The 16,977-nt window shown below is 37.6% G+C and carries 13 protein-coding genes and 1 other annotated feature; of the genes, 7 read left to right on the top strand and 6 right to left on the bottom strand.

Translation table 11 applies throughout. From position 1 onward, the window contains the following. The first annotated feature begins 140 nt into the window (after nucleotides 1-140). Nucleotides 141-944, top strand: a complete 804-nt coding sequence (hisJ, locus tag BK580_RS05665; RefSeq protein ID WP_078379390.1) for a histidinol-phosphatase HisJ — start codon at nucleotides 141-143, stop codon at nucleotides 942-944. On the opposite strand, the gene refZ is transcribed toward hisJ, so the two are convergent. Further along, nucleotides 941-1,567, bottom strand: a complete 627-nt coding sequence (refZ, locus tag BK580_RS05660) for a forespore capture DNA-binding protein RefZ (RefSeq protein WP_078379389.1) — start codon at nucleotides 1,565-1,567, stop codon at nucleotides 941-943. The two genes, hisJ and refZ, sit on opposite strands and share 4 nt — an antisense overlap. 145 nt (nucleotides 1,568-1,712) lie before the next feature. Between refZ and BK580_RS05655 the strand changes: the two genes are divergently transcribed. Beyond that, complete coding sequence (locus BK580_RS05655; protein WP_078379388.1) at nucleotides 1,713-2,195, top strand: GAF domain-containing protein; 483 nt, start codon at nucleotides 1,713-1,715, stop codon at nucleotides 2,193-2,195. Between the two features lie 61 nt (nucleotides 2,196-2,256). Here BK580_RS05655 and megL read toward each other — a convergent pair whose 3' ends face one another. The 3 genes from megL to BK580_RS05635 all read right to left on the bottom strand — a co-directional run bounded on the left by megL (nucleotide 2,257) and on the right by BK580_RS05635 (nucleotide 6,167). Then, complete coding sequence (gene megL / locus BK580_RS05650) at nucleotides 2,257-3,441, bottom strand: methionine gamma-lyase (protein ID WP_078379387.1); 1,185 nt, start codon at nucleotides 3,439-3,441, stop codon at nucleotides 2,257-2,259. Between the two features lie 242 nt (nucleotides 3,442-3,683). Beyond that, nucleotides 3,684-5,480, bottom strand: coding sequence for a sensor domain-containing diguanylate cyclase (locus tag BK580_RS05640; protein ID WP_078379385.1), 1,797 nt, complete (start codon nucleotides 5,478-5,480; stop codon nucleotides 3,684-3,686). A gap of 69 nt (nucleotides 5,481-5,549) precedes the next feature. Next, on the bottom strand, nucleotides 5,550-6,167 hold the full coding sequence (locus tag BK580_RS05635) for a hypothetical protein (protein ID WP_078379384.1): 618 nt from the start codon (nucleotides 6,165-6,167) through the stop codon (nucleotides 5,550-5,552). Nucleotides 6,168-6,551: 384 nt separating this feature from the next. Here BK580_RS05635 and rpsD point away from each other — a divergent pair, with 384 nt between their 5' ends. Then, nucleotides 6,552-7,154, top strand: coding sequence for a 30S ribosomal protein S4 (gene rpsD, locus BK580_RS05630; protein ID WP_078379383.1), 603 nt, complete (start codon nucleotides 6,552-6,554; stop codon nucleotides 7,152-7,154). Nucleotides 7,155-7,500: 346 nt separating this feature from the next. Here the strand turns inward: rpsD and tyrS are convergent, their stop codons facing one another. Further along, nucleotides 7,501-8,760, bottom strand: a complete 1,260-nt coding sequence (tyrS, locus tag BK580_RS05625; protein WP_078379382.1) for a tyrosine--tRNA ligase — start codon at nucleotides 8,758-8,760, stop codon at nucleotides 7,501-7,503. A gap of 247 nt (nucleotides 8,761-9,007) precedes the next feature. Further along, nucleotides 9,008-9,236, bottom strand: a binding site (T-box leader). A 143-nt stretch (nucleotides 9,237-9,379) separates the two neighbouring features. Between tyrS and BK580_RS05615 the strand changes: the two genes are divergently transcribed. Next, nucleotides 9,380-12,307, top strand: coding sequence for a transglycosylase domain-containing protein (locus tag BK580_RS05615; protein WP_235863999.1), 2,928 nt, complete (start codon nucleotides 9,380-9,382; stop codon nucleotides 12,305-12,307). A gap of 149 nt (nucleotides 12,308-12,456) precedes the next feature. Here BK580_RS05615 and acsA read toward each other — a convergent pair whose 3' ends face one another. Continuing rightward, nucleotides 12,457-14,175 carry an acetate--CoA ligase gene (gene acsA, locus BK580_RS05610; protein WP_078379380.1) on the bottom strand — a complete coding sequence of 573 codons (1,719 nt, stop codon included), beginning with the start codon at nucleotides 14,173-14,175 and terminating at the stop codon, nucleotides 12,457-12,459. Between the two features lie 217 nt (nucleotides 14,176-14,392). On the opposite strand from acsA, the gene BK580_RS05605 reads away from it, so the two are divergent. From BK580_RS05605 to BK580_RS05595, 3 genes are read left to right on the top strand one after another with little or no spacing between them, the layout of a single operon-like run. Further along, nucleotides 14,393-15,025 (top strand): GNAT family N-acetyltransferase, encoded by a 633-nt coding sequence (locus tag BK580_RS05605; protein WP_078379379.1) that lies wholly within the window; start codon nucleotides 14,393-14,395, stop codon nucleotides 15,023-15,025. Between the two features lie 44 nt (nucleotides 15,026-15,069). Further along, nucleotides 15,070-15,714: an acetoin utilization AcuB family protein gene (locus BK580_RS05600; protein WP_078379378.1), complete on the top strand. Its 645-nt coding sequence runs from the start codon at nucleotides 15,070-15,072 to the stop codon at nucleotides 15,712-15,714. Next, on the top strand, nucleotides 15,684-16,886 hold the full coding sequence (locus BK580_RS05595) for an acetoin utilization protein AcuC (protein WP_078379377.1): 1,203 nt from the start codon (nucleotides 15,684-15,686) through the stop codon (nucleotides 16,884-16,886). Before BK580_RS05600 ends, BK580_RS05595 begins: the two co-directional genes overlap by 31 nt. Nucleotides 16,887-16,977: the final 91 nt, after the last annotated feature.

Raw genomic sequence — 16,977 nt, 5'->3', positions numbered from 1 at the left:
TGAATGAACTATTAAAAAAAGCGGAAAATACAGGCCATTTATTTGTATTTCAATGTTTTTATGATACCATGTAAACGACATTTTTTGACCAATATTTTAAATTTTTTTACATATTTCTTCAAGTAAGTGAGGTGAGATTCATGATAATCGATAAACATGTTCATACTCCCTATTGTCCTCATGGTAGCACAGATGCTTTAGTTGCGTATATTGAACATGCCATAAACTTAAATTACAAGGAAATTTCCTTTACTGAGCATGCTCCGCTACCCCTGACATTCCATGATCCAACACCTGAAAAAGATAGTGCAATGTTGCTAAACCAGTTGCCTGCTTATTTAGAAGAATTGAAGAAGTGGCAGTCATATTATGCATCAGCCTTAACTATCAATATCGGTTTAGAAGTAGACTATATTGATGGATTTGAAAAGGAAACGACGGAATTGCTAAATGAATATGGTCACTTTTTAGATGACAGTATACTTTCTGTTCATTTTTTACAGCATGAAGAGACCTATTATTGTATGGATTATAGCGAAGAAAACTTTGGTGAAATGATACATGTTTTTGGAGGAGTAAATAAGATTTACGATGCCTACTTCTCCACCCTTCACAAATCCATTGAAAGTAATCTTGGGAAATATAAACCCCATCGAATTGGACATATAACACTTGTAGAGAAATTCAAGAGAAAATACCCTTATCAACAACCAATTCACCACTATACAAATCCTATTTTAGATGCAATTGCTGCGAAAGGGTATGAATTAGATTACAATGGTGCCGGTTTTGTAAAACCCTTATGTTTGGATTCTTATCCACCACAATCAGTTGCAATTGAAGCTGCAAAAAGAAAAATCCCTTTAATTTATGGGTCAGACGCCCATAGTATAAAAGGATTAGCTCAAGGATATCACCAAATTATTCAAGATCACTTAGATTAAAGGGCAATTTTCCCAACACTATGGTGAGAAAAAACAGCATGCTCTAACCACTCGATAATGACCTTTTGATACTGATCAACTGTCTGGGTTTCATACGGCATGACATGCCATACTTCTGCCAAGTATTGCGATTGTAAAAATGGCATAATAATCATACTCTTTAATTGCATTACTACAAGCGGAATAGAAATCTGTTGGAACTCTTTATTTTTTTTCCCTTTTTCAAAAATGGATTTTAAATAGTATTTTTCTTTCATTAAATAAGTACTCATCACTTCACGGACCAGCATTGTATCTAATGTCATTTCTCGATAGACATATCTTGCAAGTTGACGATTTTCGCGATGAAAAGCCATCACATTTTTCACACTGAGGATTGCACACTCTTTAGCCGAGTAAGTAGTCAGTTTCTGATAGATTTTTTCTAAAACCGATAAATATTCCTCTAGAAAAGTGGCTATTAAATATTCTTGTAGCCCTGCTTTATTCGTAAAATAATAGGATATATGTGCAACATTTACTTTGGCCCTTTTTGCAATTTCGCGAATAGACGTCCCTGAATAACCATTTGCATTAAATAATAGAATGGCAGCATCAATTATTCTTTGCTTTGTCGTTTCCATCCATTTCACCCCTTTTGGTGATCTCTTTTATTGATTTCTAGGTAATAACCGTTTATCCTTTTATTAAATGTCGACAAAGTACATAGGAATTCTACTTATAAGTAGTTTATTCCGCATTTTATTAGGAAAAAGTGAGGGGATTATGATGTTTCAAGTCGAAAACTACAAAGGAACACGAGAAGAAAATTATGAATTAGTCATAAAACAGCTCCAAGCATTAATAACTGATGAACCAAATTTTGTTGCAAATTTAGCGAATGCATCTTCATTATTGAATGTATTTCTTGATAAAATCAATTGGGTTGGATTTTACTTAACAGATGGAGAAGACATGTTAGTATTAGGCCCATTCCAAGGCCTTCCAGCTTGCGTTAGAATCCCTTTTGGACGTGGTGTCTGTGGAACTGCAGCTTCGATGGCTAAGACACAGTTAATTGCTGACGTCCACACATTCCCAGGTCATATTGCGTGTGACGCAGCATCTCAATCAGAAATTGTCGTACCGATGGTGAAAAACGGGAAAGTTATTGGCGTACTAGACATTGATAGTCCAATCAAAGACCGTTTTGACGAAGTGGATAAAGTTTATTTAGAAAAATTCGTTGACATGCTACTAAGTCAAAACTAATAAAAAAAAGTGCCTAGCACCCTTTTTTGAAGGGAACTAGACACTTTTTTTAGTCAGCTTTTTATAGTTTGTCTAAGGCTTGCTTTAAATCCTGCCAAATATCTTCTTTCGCTTCTAAACCTACAGAAAGTCGAATAAGACTGTCTGTGATACCCATTTGCTCCCGATTTTCTTTTGGTACGACAGCATGTGTCATAGTCGCAGGATGCTGAATTAATGTTTCCGCATCTCCAAGACTAACAGCAATCTTAATTAGATGTAATTCGTTGAGTAACTGCTGTGCCTCTGCCTTTCCACCTTTAATAGCAAATGAAATTAATCCTCCGCCTCTTTTCATCTGCTTTTTCATAATAGCGTAAGATGGACTTGATACATCTCCTGGATAAAAGACTTGTTCCACAGCAGGGTGATTCTTTAAATTATCAATAAGATATTCTGCATTGTCACAATGACGATCCATTCGAACATGTAAAGTCTTTAACCCTCTTATGAGTAACCATGCATCAAATGGAGACATCACTCCGCCAATATCCTTTAAAGTCGTCATTGAAATTTCTTGAATCATATCTTTAGCACCGACAATTAATCCTGCAATCACGTCTCCATGACCGCCGATATATTTTGTCGCACTATGAATAACAAGGTCACACCCAATGTCTAGTGGCTTTTGCAAATAAGGGGAACAAAACGTATTATCTACGACAACTTTAATATTATGTTCCTTCGCAATTGAGACAACTAACTCCATGTCGATTAATGCCATCGTAGGATTAATCGGTGTTTCGATGTAAATGCAAGTTGTTTCTGGTCGAATTGCTTCTCTAATCTCCGCCTCCGTTTGCATCCCACAAAAGCTATGAGTTACTTCATATTTTTCTTTTAATAACTGTAATAAACCAAAGGTACAACCATAAATACCTTGAGAACATACTATATGTTCTTTACTTTTTGTCAAAGCAATTAATACAGCTGAAACTGCCGCCATACCAGAACCAAAGGCTAGCCCCGCTTCCCCATTTTCCAGTACCGCTATGCGGTCTTCAAGCATTTTCACCGTCGGATTTCCTAATCTAGAATAGATGTATCCTTCCTCAACACCTGCAAAACGATTTTCCCCTTGTTGCGCCGTTTGAAAAGAAAAAGTAGAAGTTTGAAAGATTGGTGGTGCCAAGCTTCCATGATAGATGGAACTATCATATCCATGATGGATGACTTCTGTCTCAAACCTAGATTTTTTCTTATCCATAAAAATTTCTCCCTTCCAATTTCCCATCCATTACTAGCATATGGCAAATCGCTAAAAAATGAAAGCGTTTTCTTTTATCTGAACAAGCACTCTATTTCTAAATTTCTCCCCCTGCCTTTTGCCAATGAAACTTACCAAGAGCCTGTCGGAGATCAACAGGCTCTTTAATGTGCTACCCTTATTTTCAAGATAACCTAAAAAAAAGCGATCCCATTTATTGGTCCGCTTTTTTTGATAGTGGTTCATCCACAATATTCTTTTAACTCGATACAAAGACGATTCTTCCCTAAATCCTTAGCTTTGTATAGGGCAAAATCCGCACGCCGGAAAAGATCTCTTGCAGAATCTTGCATTTCCTTGCTCCAGAAAGAGACACCACATGAAACCGTGACCTGTGGCGATGTTTGATCTTCTATATTTTTTATTAGCCTTCCTGCAATTTGCTCACCTTGATTTAGACTAATCTTTGGAAGGTAGATTGCTAGCTCCTCCCCACCCCACCTTGCACCAATATCTGTTTCGCGAATGCTAGACTGAATAATTTGGGAAACTTGAATCAAAATAGTATCACCAATTTGATGCCCAAAAGTGTCATTAACTCTTTTAAAATCGTCAATATCTAATAAAATAAATGTACCATATGAATCATATTTCATGGATTTTTTTATCTTGTCATCTAAATATTTTCTTGAATAGAGTTTAGTTAAGTAATCAGTAATTACGTATTTTTCCAATTCCTCCCGAAGCATAGAATTACTAAATGCTAAGGTTGAATGATGAATCAAGGATTGTAGCAATTTAAATTGTTCAAAACTGAAAAAGTACGGTAGCGAATGTGTTACCACACATACTCCTTTTACCCCATTTGAGAGATGCATCGGAATAATCATACAAGAACAAAACGGTAATTTGGTAAGACGCTCTTGTATCCGAAGATCTCCAATAAATAAGGGTTCTCCCTCAGCATACAGGTGATCATGGATATCCGATAAATAATCTTCCATATCATCTTGAAGAAAAAAATCAGTCGAACCCGGCAACACCTCTGCCCCCTCCTGCTTAAAGAGGATAAACGCTACCTCTTTTGCATGGAAGAAATACAAAATTTTCTTTATCATATACATTGTAACTTCTTGCAATCTTAAATTAGAGTTTAATTGATGCGATGTTTCATTAATCAATTGTAAGTCTGAAATAACCTGCTTTGATTGTTCATACAATTGAGCATTTTCTAGTGCGGTACCTGTAGCATTTGCTAGAAGTGTAATGAACGTAAGCTCTTTATTCGGTAATCTGGCAGCGTCTAAAGAGATGATTTGTAACACTCCATAGATACCTTGTTCTCCTTTAATCGGAACATATACATAGTTTCTTCTATCCATTAATGAGCTTTCTACCTGCAATTCTCCTGTTACATATGCTTCCATAGCACTTGTATTCGAGTCATCAAAATTCAGCTTTTTTACAGGTAAATGCTGAAGATGATCATTATCAGAAGTAAGTAATAATTGGTAAGAAAAATCCTCGTACATATTTCTTAATGTTCGAACAATTTCAGTTAAAATGCCTTCTACTTTCATGGAAGAATGGAACTTTGAAGTCACTTTATAAAGCTCTTCATATTGTTTTTCTTCAAATCTAGTATATATGTATTCGCTATATTGTTGAAAGATAGTAGAAAGCTCTTTAGATAGTTCATTAAAGCTTTCTTTAGACAGAGGGATACTAGAAGAGGTGAACGTTAACTCTATTAAGCCTTGAAAGTCGTTTTCCCCATAGAGCAGCATATTCACATTTTTCAAATTATGTTCTTTATTATCAAGCTTTTCACTATATGAGACACCATGTTCATTAATTTTGTTCTGTTTGTAAATTGGTGCAATTTCTTCAACTGAAATGGCAATTGTATCCGCATTTAATTCTTCTTTTAAGATAGTTTGCAACTCTGTCAGAAATATAGCTTCGGTATAATTTGAAGACGATAGAAAAAAATCTAATACTCTACTTTTTATCTTGAGAATTTTATTTAGAGAGTCCATTTTTTCACCTTTTACATTACTATTTACCTATATTATACTGGTAACCATCCCGATTTCACTAGCTTTATTTTATGGAATTAACAAAACAGTATCTTTTTGGAATAAAACAAGCCACAAATCGTCACTAGATGACAACTTTAAAACAGAAATTGGTTCTTCTATAAATGCTTTCTGAATCACTATCCCTGATTCATTAGATAATTTAAGTAAGTACTGTTCTGTTTCTGTAAGTTCAATCGACAATTTGAACGTCTCTTCTTCTCCTGCATTCGCTCGTTTTTCCACGTCTTGTTCCATTACTAACTCTTCATTAAAATGAATCCATTCTCCCTTCATCAAAAGCCAGACTCCACTTGAGTGATCATCCTTTTCCATTGCAGTTGGAACTGACTTTAATTCCACCGCATAAATAGTTTCAAATTTATAATCATTAGTTAGATTAATTTTATAAGTAGCAAGTAGCGGTTTTTCCTCATGCTCCTTTACCATTGTAATGATAGGAAACTCATTTTTCTCGTCTTGCTCTTGAATAACGACTGCCAATGGTTTAAACGTGTCAGGAATTTCCACATGTTGATTTTCTTTATTCGGACTATACTGGATAGAAAATAAATATAAGGTAAATAATCCGATAAATCCTATAATAATAAAACGTAGAACCTTTTCTTTTTTAGACTCTTTATACATTTTTCATTCACCTCGAGCTATTGTCTTGAAAATTATATCACAGGTGTTTTGGGAAGGTGTATGTTGATCCTAGAAACTTTAATGGCTTTAGAATTGGTCATTTATTCATGCTATAATTTAAAGTGTCTCTCTCTTTCTCCAATACTCTACAAAAACCACCTTGACTTTCCATCCATTTTCGCGATATAATAGCCTTTGTGTAAAATATTGCAGCCTATGTGGTATGCTGTTTTGTTTCATTTTGTTCCCCGTTATGAAAAACGGAGGTGTATCGTGTAACTCTTTGCTGCAGAGCGAGGATACATGAAAACAAAATGTTCCTAATAGATGAGTCACATCTGTTATTATTTTACAACAAATAATAACACGAAGGAGGAGTCATTCATGGCTCGTTATACAGGTCCAAGTTGGAAACTTTCTCGCCGTCTAGGCATTTCATTAAGCGGAACAGGTAAGGAATTAGAAAAGCGTCCTTACGCTCCTGGACAGCATGGTCCAAACCAACGCAAAAAGCTTTCTGAGTACGGTTTACAATTACAAGAAAAACAAAAATTACGTCACATGTACGGCGTAAATGAGCGTCAATTCCGTAGCATTTTTGATGCTGCTGGTAAATTACAAGGTAAACACGGTGAAAACTTCATGATTCTTTTAGAATCTCGTTTAGACAACCTAGTTTACCGTTTAGGTTTAGCTCGCACTCGTCGTGGAGCTCGTCAATTAGTTAACCACGGTCACATCACAGTTGAGGGTTCTCGCGTAGATATCCCATCTTTCCGTGTAAAACCAGGTCAAGTAATTGGTGTTCGTGAAAAATCACGCAACCTAAGCACTGTTAAAGAAGCTATCGAAGTAAACAACTTCGTACCAGAATACTTAACTTTCAACGCTGAAGGTTTAGAAGGTACGTTCACTCGTTTACCTGAACGTTCTGAATTAGCTGCTGAAATTAACGAAGCTCTAATCGTAGAGTTCTACTCTCGTTAATCTTAATGAAACACCACCGAATTTATTTCGGTGGTGTTTTTTTGCGCTTTTTTTTGCTTTTCTAACTAGGTTACACATAGTATTCTCTCTATTGCGTGTCTATTCATACGATATTATGTTCATTCGTCCAAATTTAGGCGTGAATCTTCTGATTTACGTGCTTATTCATCCAGTCATTCGTCCAATTTACGCCCTAATTCGTCTAAAATCCGCCTGCATTCGTCCGATTTACGCGCTTATTCGTCCAAAATCCCCCTCCATTCGTCCGATTCGCACACTTATTCGTCCAAACCTCAAAATCAACCTAAAAAAGAGACCGACATCACCGCCGGCCTCTTTCCTCCAATTAGTACTTAATTAAAAAGTATTTCTTCTTCCCTCTTCTAATAACCGTAAACTGACCTTCGATACGATCCGCTGTCGTCATAACACGAGCTAAATCCTGCTCCTTCTCCCCATTAATCGAGATGGCACCATTGGTGATATCCTCTCTCGCTTGGCGCTTAGATGGCGCAATTTTGCTCATTACTAACAAATCAACTAACAGTAGCTCCTCTTCCCCTTCAACTTGGAAGGAAGGAACATCTTTAAAACCTTGTTTAATTTCATCTGCTGATAGCTCAGAAATACTTCCGCTAAACAATGCCTTTGAGATACGAATTGCTTGTTCTAATGCAGCTTCCCCGTGGACCATTTTTGTCACTTCTTCCGCAAGGCGCTTTTGAGCAGAGCGTTTCTCAGGTGCTTCTTTGACTTCCATTTCTAATGCTTCAATATCTTCCTTTGTTAAGAAAGTAAAGAATTTCAAGTACTTCATAACATCACGATCATCTGTGTTAATCCAGAATTGGTAGAACTCGTATGGGGACGTTTTTTCACGATCTAACCAGATAGCTCCACCCTCTGTTTTACCAAACTTTGTACCGTCTGCTTTGGTTACTAGTGGAATCGTTAAACCGAACGCCTTCGCATTTTCTTCTGATTTACGAATCAACTCAAGTCCAGCAGTGATATTTCCCCACTGGTCACTACCACCGATTTGCAGCTTACAATTAACATCTTTGTACAAGTGTAAGAAATCCAAAGACTGAAGAATCATGTAACTGAATTCTGTGTAAGAAATCCCCGATTCAATACGTGATTGTACGGAATCTTTCGCAAGCATGTAGTTGATCCCGAAATTTTTTCCTACATCACGCAAGAATGTAATGATATTCATTTCGCTAATCCAGTCATGGTTGTTTGCGATAACTGCAGGGTTCTCAGCAGCTTCAAAGTCCATGAAACGGGACAGCTGATCCTTGATACGGTTGGACCACTCCACCACGATATCAGAAGTATTTAATGTACGTTCTGCTTTCTTTCCGCTTGGATCGCCGATTAATCCAGTTGCTCCACCAACTAACGCAATCGGATGGTGACCTGCTTGTTGAAATCTTCTTAATGTCAAAATTGGTAGCAAATGACCAATGTGTAAGCTGTCCCCTGTTGGATCAAAACCAGAGTATAACTTTACTTTTTCTTCACTCAATAGCTTTTCTAGTCCTTCTTCATCTGTTACTTGATTAATCAATCCTCTAAACTTTAAATCCTCTAATAAATTCATATTCAAGCTCCTTTTTTAGACTCTGTTTAAACACCGCTGTTGATTTCCGCACCAGGCTTCGCTTTCCGCGGGGCGCTTGTGGAGCCTCCTCGGCTTTGCCTGTGGGGTCTCCACAAAACGCTATCTCCCGCAGGAGTCTTCGCCTGGTGCTCCAATCAACAGCTAGGGACATAATAAAATCAACCTTGTACTTTAACAGTGCCTTTTTCTAAAATTAAACACAAAAAAACCCATCCCTCCATAACGAAGAAGGGACGAGTTTAAACGCGGTACCACCCTAATTGAAAAGCACTAAATGCTTTCCCACTCAAAAATGTAACGGTTCTCACCGTCTTTTGCTACTAAGCCCGAACTGTGCTTTTCCCAAAAGATGCTCCAGGAGGTAATTCATCTATATAGGTGTACTGATTCGCACCAACCATCAGCTCTCTTAAAGCATGCCTATATACACTACTTATTCCTATCTTTGCTTTCAACTTATTAATATCCAAAAATAATATACAGTCTTTTTACCATAGAAACAAGACAAAAGTCAACAAAATACTGGAAAATGTAAAAAGATTGTCGCTATAAAACATCATTATGCTATAATTATTATGATTTGCCGGGGGGTAGATAAATGATGTCAAACTACGACAGATTCAAAGAAAAAACACAGTCCTTTTATCGGTTTTTTGTCAATAAATACACGAAAAAAGGCGTAAACATTACATATTTAGTAGTGTGGAATTTAATATTGATTTTCCTTGTTCTAGGATTAATTGGAGCGGCCTTTGCAGGTGGTGCTGGTGCTGGTTACTTTGCTGCGCTTGTAAAAGATGAGCCAGTTCGATCTTATGAAGATATGAGGAAAAACATTTACAACTACGAAGAATCAACCGAGATGTTTTTTGCAAATGATGTGTACTTAGGGAAGTATCGAGCTGATCTACTTCGTGAAGAAGTAGACCTTGAGGACGTTTCCGAGCATTTAATCAACGCCTTAGTTTCGACAGAAGATGAGTACTTTTTTGAACATGAAGGGGTCGTTCCAAAAGCAATTGCCCGCGCAATCGTTCAAGAAGTTACAAATTCTGCGAATCAAACAGGTGGTAGTACGTTAACACAACAGCTTATCAAAAATCAGGTGTTAACGAATGAAGTATCATTCGACCGAAAAGCTAAGGAAATTCTGTTAGCATTACGCTTAGAAAATTACTTTTCGAAAGAAGAAATTCTAGAAGCTTATTTAAATGTTTCTCCATTTGGACGAGACTCTTCTGGAAGAAATATCGCAGGTGCTCAAACAGCGGCAGAGGGCATTTTTGGCGTTCAAATTAGTGAGCTAACAATTCCACAAGCAGCCTTTATTGCAGGGCTGCCACAAAGTCCGTTCTACTATACTCCTTTTACAAGATCAGCTGAAGTAAAAGATGAGGAAGGTTTAGCACCAGGGATAGAGAGAATGCGTTATGTTCTACATCGTATGCATGTCATGGGTAAATTAACTGAAGAGCAATACAACGAGGCTATTGCTTATGACATCACAAAGGATTTAGCGAAGCCTGGTACTTCTGCTATTGAGGAATATCCACATGTTACCTTTGAACTTGAAAAACGTGCGAGAAATATTATCTCAGAACAACTAGCTGTTCAAGATGGCTATGAATTAACAGACTTAGAAAACAACCCAGAATTGAATACAGAATATCGCCAATTGGCAGATACCGCTTTACGACAAAATGGTTATCGAATTTATACAACGATTGATAAAGACATTTACGATAAAATGCAAGAGGTTAAAGACAACTTCGCCTATTTCGACAGCACTTTTAGCTATCAAGAGAAAATAAATCCTGATACAGAAGAGTTAATGGAAAATAACGCAGAACAAGTTGGAGCAGTCTTAATTGATAATAAAACTGGGGCCATTAAGAGTTTTATTGGTGGACGTGACTTTAACTTATCATCTGTTAACTTTGCAACAAGTACTTATCGACATAATGGATCTACCATGAAACCATTACTAGGATATGCTCCAGCATATGAGTTAGGAACACTTCAACCTGGAAGCGTTCTTGCAGATACTCCTTTAAGAGTTGCTCAACCTGGGGGCGGATACTGGGAACCAAGAAACTGGAATAATGTAAACAACGGATTAGTTACAGCTCGTGATGCGGTAAGACTTTCACATAACCTATCAGCAATTCGTGGATATATGGAAATCTTACCTCAGAGACCAATGGAGTTTTTATACAAACAAGGCTTTACTGGTTTAACCCCTGGTGATGCTGAATATCCTTCAGCTGTACTTGGATCTCCTACTTATGGAGTTACTGTAGAAGAAAACACTGCTGGTTACGTAACTTTTGCAAATGAAGGAAACTATGTCGAGCCATATCTAATTGAGAGAATTGAAACTAGTGATGGAGAAATCGTATATGAACATAAAGTAGATCCAGTTAAGATCTATTCTCCACAAACAGCCTATCTAATGATAGATACTATGCGTGATGTCTTTAGTAGAGGTACTGCTATACCTGCTCGAAATAACCTTCAATTTAATGCAGATTGGGCAGGAAAAACTGGTACTACCCAAGATACTCAAGATATCTGGATGATGGGATCTAACCCTAATGTAACCTTTGGATTATGGATGGGGTATGACGAAAGACGCGTATTAAGAACTGTTAGTGGATATACACCAACACAGCGAAGCCAAATGCTCTGGGCTCAATTATTAAATGGAGCACATGAAGTAAACCCTGAATTAATAGCTCCTAGCGAGCGATTCCAAATGCCAGGTGGAATTGTAAGACGTAGCTATTGTAAGCTTTCAGGATTACTACCGTCTGACTTATGTCGTCAAGCTGGACTTGTTGGAGAGGATCTTTTTAATGCTGCACATGCTCCATCAAAGGTTGATGATAGTTTAACTGTTGGAAAGTACGTTCAAATTGGGGACGTAGCATATGAGCCATTAGGATCTACTCCATCAGAATTCGTAAAGAATGGTCCTATGCTGAAACCTGAGTTTTTAAAGAAATTAAATATAGCAAATGTTGAAGAACTCGCTAAATATATGCCGGATAGTTCTGTTTTAAAGAACATAACCGTCTTATCGCCCAATTCACTACCTGTTAATAACCAAGCACCCAAGCAAGTTGGTGGGGTTAATGTATCTGGGTCTACTTTAAGCTGGTCCGCAAGCTCTGAAAAAGATGTAATTGGTTACTATGTATACTATGCTGCTAACAGCTCTAGTTCTGCTAAAAAAATTGCTTCTGTACAAGCAGACAAAAATATGAGTACCAAACTTTCACAAGAAACAGGTGTTTTCTATGTAACTGCTATAAATGCTAGCGGAAAAGAATCCAGTCCTTCTAGCTCTGTGAAACGTGGAGATCCAGATAAGAAAGAAGAGTCAAAACCAAAACCTGATCCAAAACCGGATACAAAGCCAAAACCTCCTAGTAAACCTCCAGGAGGCAATAATGGTGGAGGTAATGGAGATGACAACTCAACGGAACCACCTACGGATGAAAGTAGCGATGGCGATGAAGATTAACATTTCTTTCTAAAGAAAAACGAGCTTGGACATAGTTCCAAGCTCGTTTTTTGTATTAAACATTCCCACCAAATAACAGCATAAAAAAACAACCACCCCTTACAAATAGGGATGGCTGCACAACATCTAAAACAATGCTAAATTAATCCTTAATCCTCCATCGTTGATAAATCGCCAGTCGGTAGGTCTAACTCCCAAGCTTTCAACACGCGACGCATGATCTTCCCGCTTCGTGTTTTTGGTAATTTATCACGGAAGTCGATTTCTCGAGGTGCCGCATGTGCTGCAAGACCTCGTTTAACGAACTGACGAATTTCCTCTTTCAGTTCATCACTCGCTTCAAAACCATCTCGCAATGCGACAAAGGCTTTGATAATTTCGCCACGTACTGGATCTGGCTTCCCGATAACTCCTGCTTCCGCAACAGCAGGATGCTCCAATAGCTTACTTTCTACTTCAAATGGGCCAACACGCTCTCCAGAAGTCATGATCACATCATCAATACGTCCTTGGAACCAAAAATAACCTTCCTCATCCATATAAGCGGAATCTCCTGAAACATACCAACCACCTGGCATGAAATAAGATTCATACTTTTCTTTGTTATTCCAAATGGTGTGCATCATCGATGGCCAGCCTTTTTTAATTGCGAGATTCCCCATTCTATATGGAGGTAACTCATTCCCTTGATCATCAACAATTGCCGCTTGCACCCCTGGAATTGGTTTACCCATGGAACCAGGTTTGATTTCCATACAAGGGTAATTACAGATTAATTGTGCACCTGTTTCTGTCATCCACCATGTATCATGAACGCGTAAGCTAAATACCTTCACTCCCCAACGAATCACTTCCGGATTTAAAGGTTCTCCAACACTTAGGATATGACGTAATGAGGATAAGTCGAATTTTTTCACTACTTCATCACCAGCACCCATTAACATACGGAAGGCTGTTGGAGCACTATACCATACGGAAACTCCATAATCTTCTATTGTTTGATACCATGCTTCTGGTCTAAAGCGTCCACCTACAACAACATTCGAAGCTCCCACTAGCCAAGGACCAAATATACCGTATGCGGTGCCTGTAACCCAACCTGGATCAGCTGTACACCAATATACATCTTCTTCTTTTAAATCTAGCACCCATTTAGCAGTCTGATAATGTTGCACCATCGCATTATGGACATGCAATACTCCTTTAGGTTTTCCGGTAGATCCACTCGTGTAATGAAGCACTAATCCATCTGTCTTTTCAACCCATTCAATTTGAAGTTTTTTACTCGCTACCTTCATTCGGGCTTTGAAATCAACAACAGACCCTTCTTCTTTTACATTTTCTCCAACTAATACAACATGCTTTAATCCCGGAAGTTCATCTAATGGAATTCGCTTTACTAATTCAGGTGTTGTGATGATTACCTTCGCTTCACTGTCCTCTAGACGGTCCTTAACAGCACCTTCCATAAAAGCTTCAAATAGTGGCCCAACAATTGCCCCTAATTTGATTGCTCCCAGTGCTGCAAAATATAACTCGGGGGAACGAGGCATAAAAATAAATACTCGGTCCCCTTTTTCTACATCACAAATTTGTCTTAATACATTTCCAGCTTTGTTGGACATTTCTTTCATTTCTTTAAACGTGTATTTTTCCTCACGTTCTGTGTCGCGATAATATAAAGCTACTTTATTTTTACGATGTGTTAGGGCATGACGATCTATTGCTTCATATGCCACATTCACCCTACCTGTTTCTGCAAAACTAAAGTTTTTCTCTACTTCCGTCCAATCAAAAGTTGGATAGGTTTGTTGATAGTCTTCTAGATTATAGTTCCCCTTTGTTACTGGTAACGCTTCCACTTTCATCTACAACTCCCCCTTATGTAAAATATACCCTCTATTATAGTACAGTTTCTATCTTTTCTCAATTTTAAAAAAATTAGTATTATTGCATGAATAATTTTCTGTTTTCTTGTAAACTGGAATAGTAACATTTTGAAAGCGTTTTATTTCCCTTGTTTTTTTTCAGTATAATGAGAAAATAGTTTTATACTATCGTAGACAAAAGTGGGTGGATTACTAGATGGAACATAGAAAAACGTATAATGCAAAAGAAATTAAAACGAAAAATAGTCGCATAATAATTGAAGGACCTGTTTCAGCAGATAAATTAGCGAGTTATGAATTCCACGAGGATTTAATTGCTTTTAGACCACCAGAGCAACAGAGAAAAGCATTAATTGAAATTGCTGATCTTCCTGAGGGTAGAATTCTTATCGCAAGGACCCAAGATACTATCGTAGGATATGTAACTTATTTATATCCAGATCCTATGGAAAGATGGTCAGAAGGAAAAATGGAGAATTTGATTGAGCTAGGAGCCATTGAAGTAGTACCTGAAGCTCGTGGTAGCTCTGTTGGTAAAACTCTATTACAAGTATCGATGATGGATAAGATGATGGAAGACTATATCGTGATTACTACCGAATATTATTGGCACTGGGATTTAAAGGGAACAGGATTAAATGTTTGGGAATACCGAAAAGTGATGGAAAAAATGATGAATGCTGGTGGATTAGAATATTACGCAACAGATGATCCAGAAATCAGCTCTCATCCTGCCAATTGTTTAATGGCTCGAATTGGGAAAAATGTCGATTCAGAATCTGTTCAAAGATTTGATCAACTTCGCTTTCACAACCGCTTTATGTACTAGCATATGATGTCTTAGGAGAACTTGTTTAACAAGGGGGAGAATCAATGATAGTCGAAAGAATTATGAAGAGCAATGTTCATACCTTACTTCCAACCGATACGGTTGAACATGCTTTGGATCTAATGGAAAAAAAGAGTATTCGTCATATACCTATTGTTAATGCTAAAAAGCAATTAGTCGGCATTATATCAGACCGGGATGTTCGGGATGTCTTGCATTCCTCACTTTCTGAGAATTTCAAAAATGATGATTTAACACAGCCTTTATCAAAGGTGATGAAAACGAATCTATTAACAGGCCATCCACTAGATTTTGTCGAGGAGGTTGCAGCATTATTTTTTGAATACAAAATTAGCTGTCTTCCAATTGTAAGAGATTCAAAACTAGTGGGTATCGTAACAGAATCTGATTTACTTTATACATTTGTTCAACTCACAGGTGCCAATCAGCCAGCATCACAATTTGAAGTGAAAGTTGAAAATATCTCTGGAAAACTAGCGGAGGTCACCTCTATCTTGCGAGAAAGAAAGCTTAATATTCTAAGTGTACTTGTGTATCCACATGAAGACGAGCGCTATAAAATACTAGTTTTTAGAGTTTATACGATGAATCCTACTGGGGTAATTAAGGATTTACAAAAGGAAGGCTATGAAGTTCTATGGCCGAATTTGCCAGGTGTTACCTCATGAAAAAAGCGGTTTTTGTTTACTCGGATGATTTTCAAACGTATAAATTTAGTGAAAATCACCCTTTTAACCAGCTTAGAGTGAAGTTGACATACGATTTACTTCAAAAAAGTAATCTACTTTCCTTTCAAGATGTTGTGCCACCAAGAATGGCAACTGATGAGGAATTGACTTCCATTCATGACCCTCGTTATATCGAAGCAGTAAAACTAGCTGGTAAGGGATTATTATCAAAAGAAAAAGCAAGCAACTATGGACTTGGAACAGAGGATACCCCCATCTTTCCTAATATGCACGAGGCTAGTGCACTGCTTGTTGGTGGTACATTAACAGCCGTAGACTATGTGATGAACGGAAAAGCAGAACATGCACTAAATCTAGGTGGAGGTCTTCATCATGGTTTTCGTGGCAAAGCTTCTGGATTTTGTATTTACAATGATAGTGCTGTTGCCATTAAATATTTGCAAGAAAAGTATAATGCCCGTGTACTATATGTAGATACCGATGCCCATCATGGAGATGGTGTACAGTGGGCCTTCTATGAAGACCCTGACGTTTGCACCTTATCGATTCATGAGACAGGTAGATACTTGTTCCCTGGAACAGGTAATGTCAATGAACGTGGCCAAGGTGAGGGTTATGGCTATTCCTTTAATGTACCCATCGATGCTTTTACAGAGGACGAATCCTTTCTAGAGGTTTATGAGCAAGCGCTTACTGAAATCGCAGACTTTTTCAAACCAGACATTATCTTAACGCAAAACGGAGTAGATGCCCATTACTATGATCCACTTACACATCTCTCCACAACCATTAACGTATACCGTGAAATTCCAAAGCTAGCACATAAACTAGCACATCAACACTGTAACGGTCGCTGGATCGCAGTAGGTGGCGGTGGCTATGATATCTGGAGAGTAGTCCCGAGAGCATGGTCCCATATTTGGGCAGAAATGATTGATAAAAATAATGTACATGGTGCAATACCAAACGAGTGGCTCGAAACCTGGCAAGATGCTTCACCTGTCGAACTTCCAGTGACATGGGAGGATCCAACAAATATGTACAAGGACATCCCGCGAAAACAAGAAATTACAGAAAAAAATAAACAAATACTATTAAAAGCTCTATACCCTATCAGCCACCTTCGTAAAGATAACCACAATATCGGCTGAACAATAAAAATTAACACTTTTCCTAATTATAGGGGGAGTGTTTTTTATCGCATAACTATAAGGCCATGATTTATGAATAACTTATTGGTGA

The organism is Sutcliffiella halmapala (genome assembly GCF_002019665.1).
In the GTDB taxonomy this organism is placed as follows: domain Bacteria; phylum Bacillota; class Bacilli; order Bacillales; family Bacillaceae_I; genus Sutcliffiella_A; species Sutcliffiella_A halmapala.
The sequence above is the reverse complement of the archived record's forward strand: the minus strand, read 5'-3'. Positions and strand labels throughout refer to the sequence as shown.

Bases quoted from the DNA above. Each gene is read 5' to 3' on its own strand.
- hisJ (WP_078379390.1), top strand. From the start codon at position 141: ATGATAATCGATAAACATGTTCATACTCCCTATTGTCCTCATGGTAGC.
- refZ (WP_078379389.1), bottom strand. From the start codon at position 1,567: ATGGAAACGACAAAGCAAAGAATAATTGATGCTGCCATTCTATTATTT.
- BK580_RS05655 (WP_078379388.1), top strand. From the start codon at position 1,713: ATGTTTCAAGTCGAAAACTACAAAGGAACACGAGAAGAAAATTATGAA.
- megL (WP_078379387.1), bottom strand. From the start codon at position 3,441: ATGGATAAGAAAAAATCTAGGTTTGAGACAGAAGTCATCCATCATGGA.
- BK580_RS05640 (WP_078379385.1), bottom strand. From the start codon at position 5,480: ATGGACTCTCTAAATAAAATTCTCAAGATAAAAAGTAGAGTATTAGAT.
- BK580_RS05635 (WP_078379384.1), bottom strand. From the start codon at position 6,167: ATGTATAAAGAGTCTAAAAAAGAAAAGGTTCTACGTTTTATTATTATA.
- rpsD (WP_078379383.1), top strand. From the start codon at position 6,552: ATGGCTCGTTATACAGGTCCAAGTTGGAAACTTTCTCGCCGTCTAGGC.
- tyrS (WP_078379382.1), bottom strand. From the start codon at position 8,760: ATGAATTTATTAGAGGATTTAAAGTTTAGAGGATTGATTAATCAAGTA.
- BK580_RS05615 (WP_235863999.1), top strand. From the start codon at position 9,380: ATGATGTCAAACTACGACAGATTCAAAGAAAAAACACAGTCCTTTTAT.
- acsA (WP_078379380.1), bottom strand. From the start codon at position 14,175: ATGAAAGTGGAAGCGTTACCAGTAACAAAGGGGAACTATAATCTAGAA.
- BK580_RS05605 (WP_078379379.1), top strand. From the start codon at position 14,393: ATGGAACATAGAAAAACGTATAATGCAAAAGAAATTAAAACGAAAAAT.
- BK580_RS05600 (WP_078379378.1), top strand. From the start codon at position 15,070: ATGATAGTCGAAAGAATTATGAAGAGCAATGTTCATACCTTACTTCCA.
- BK580_RS05595 (WP_078379377.1), top strand. From the start codon at position 15,684: ATGGCCGAATTTGCCAGGTGTTACCTCATGAAAAAAGCGGTTTTTGTT.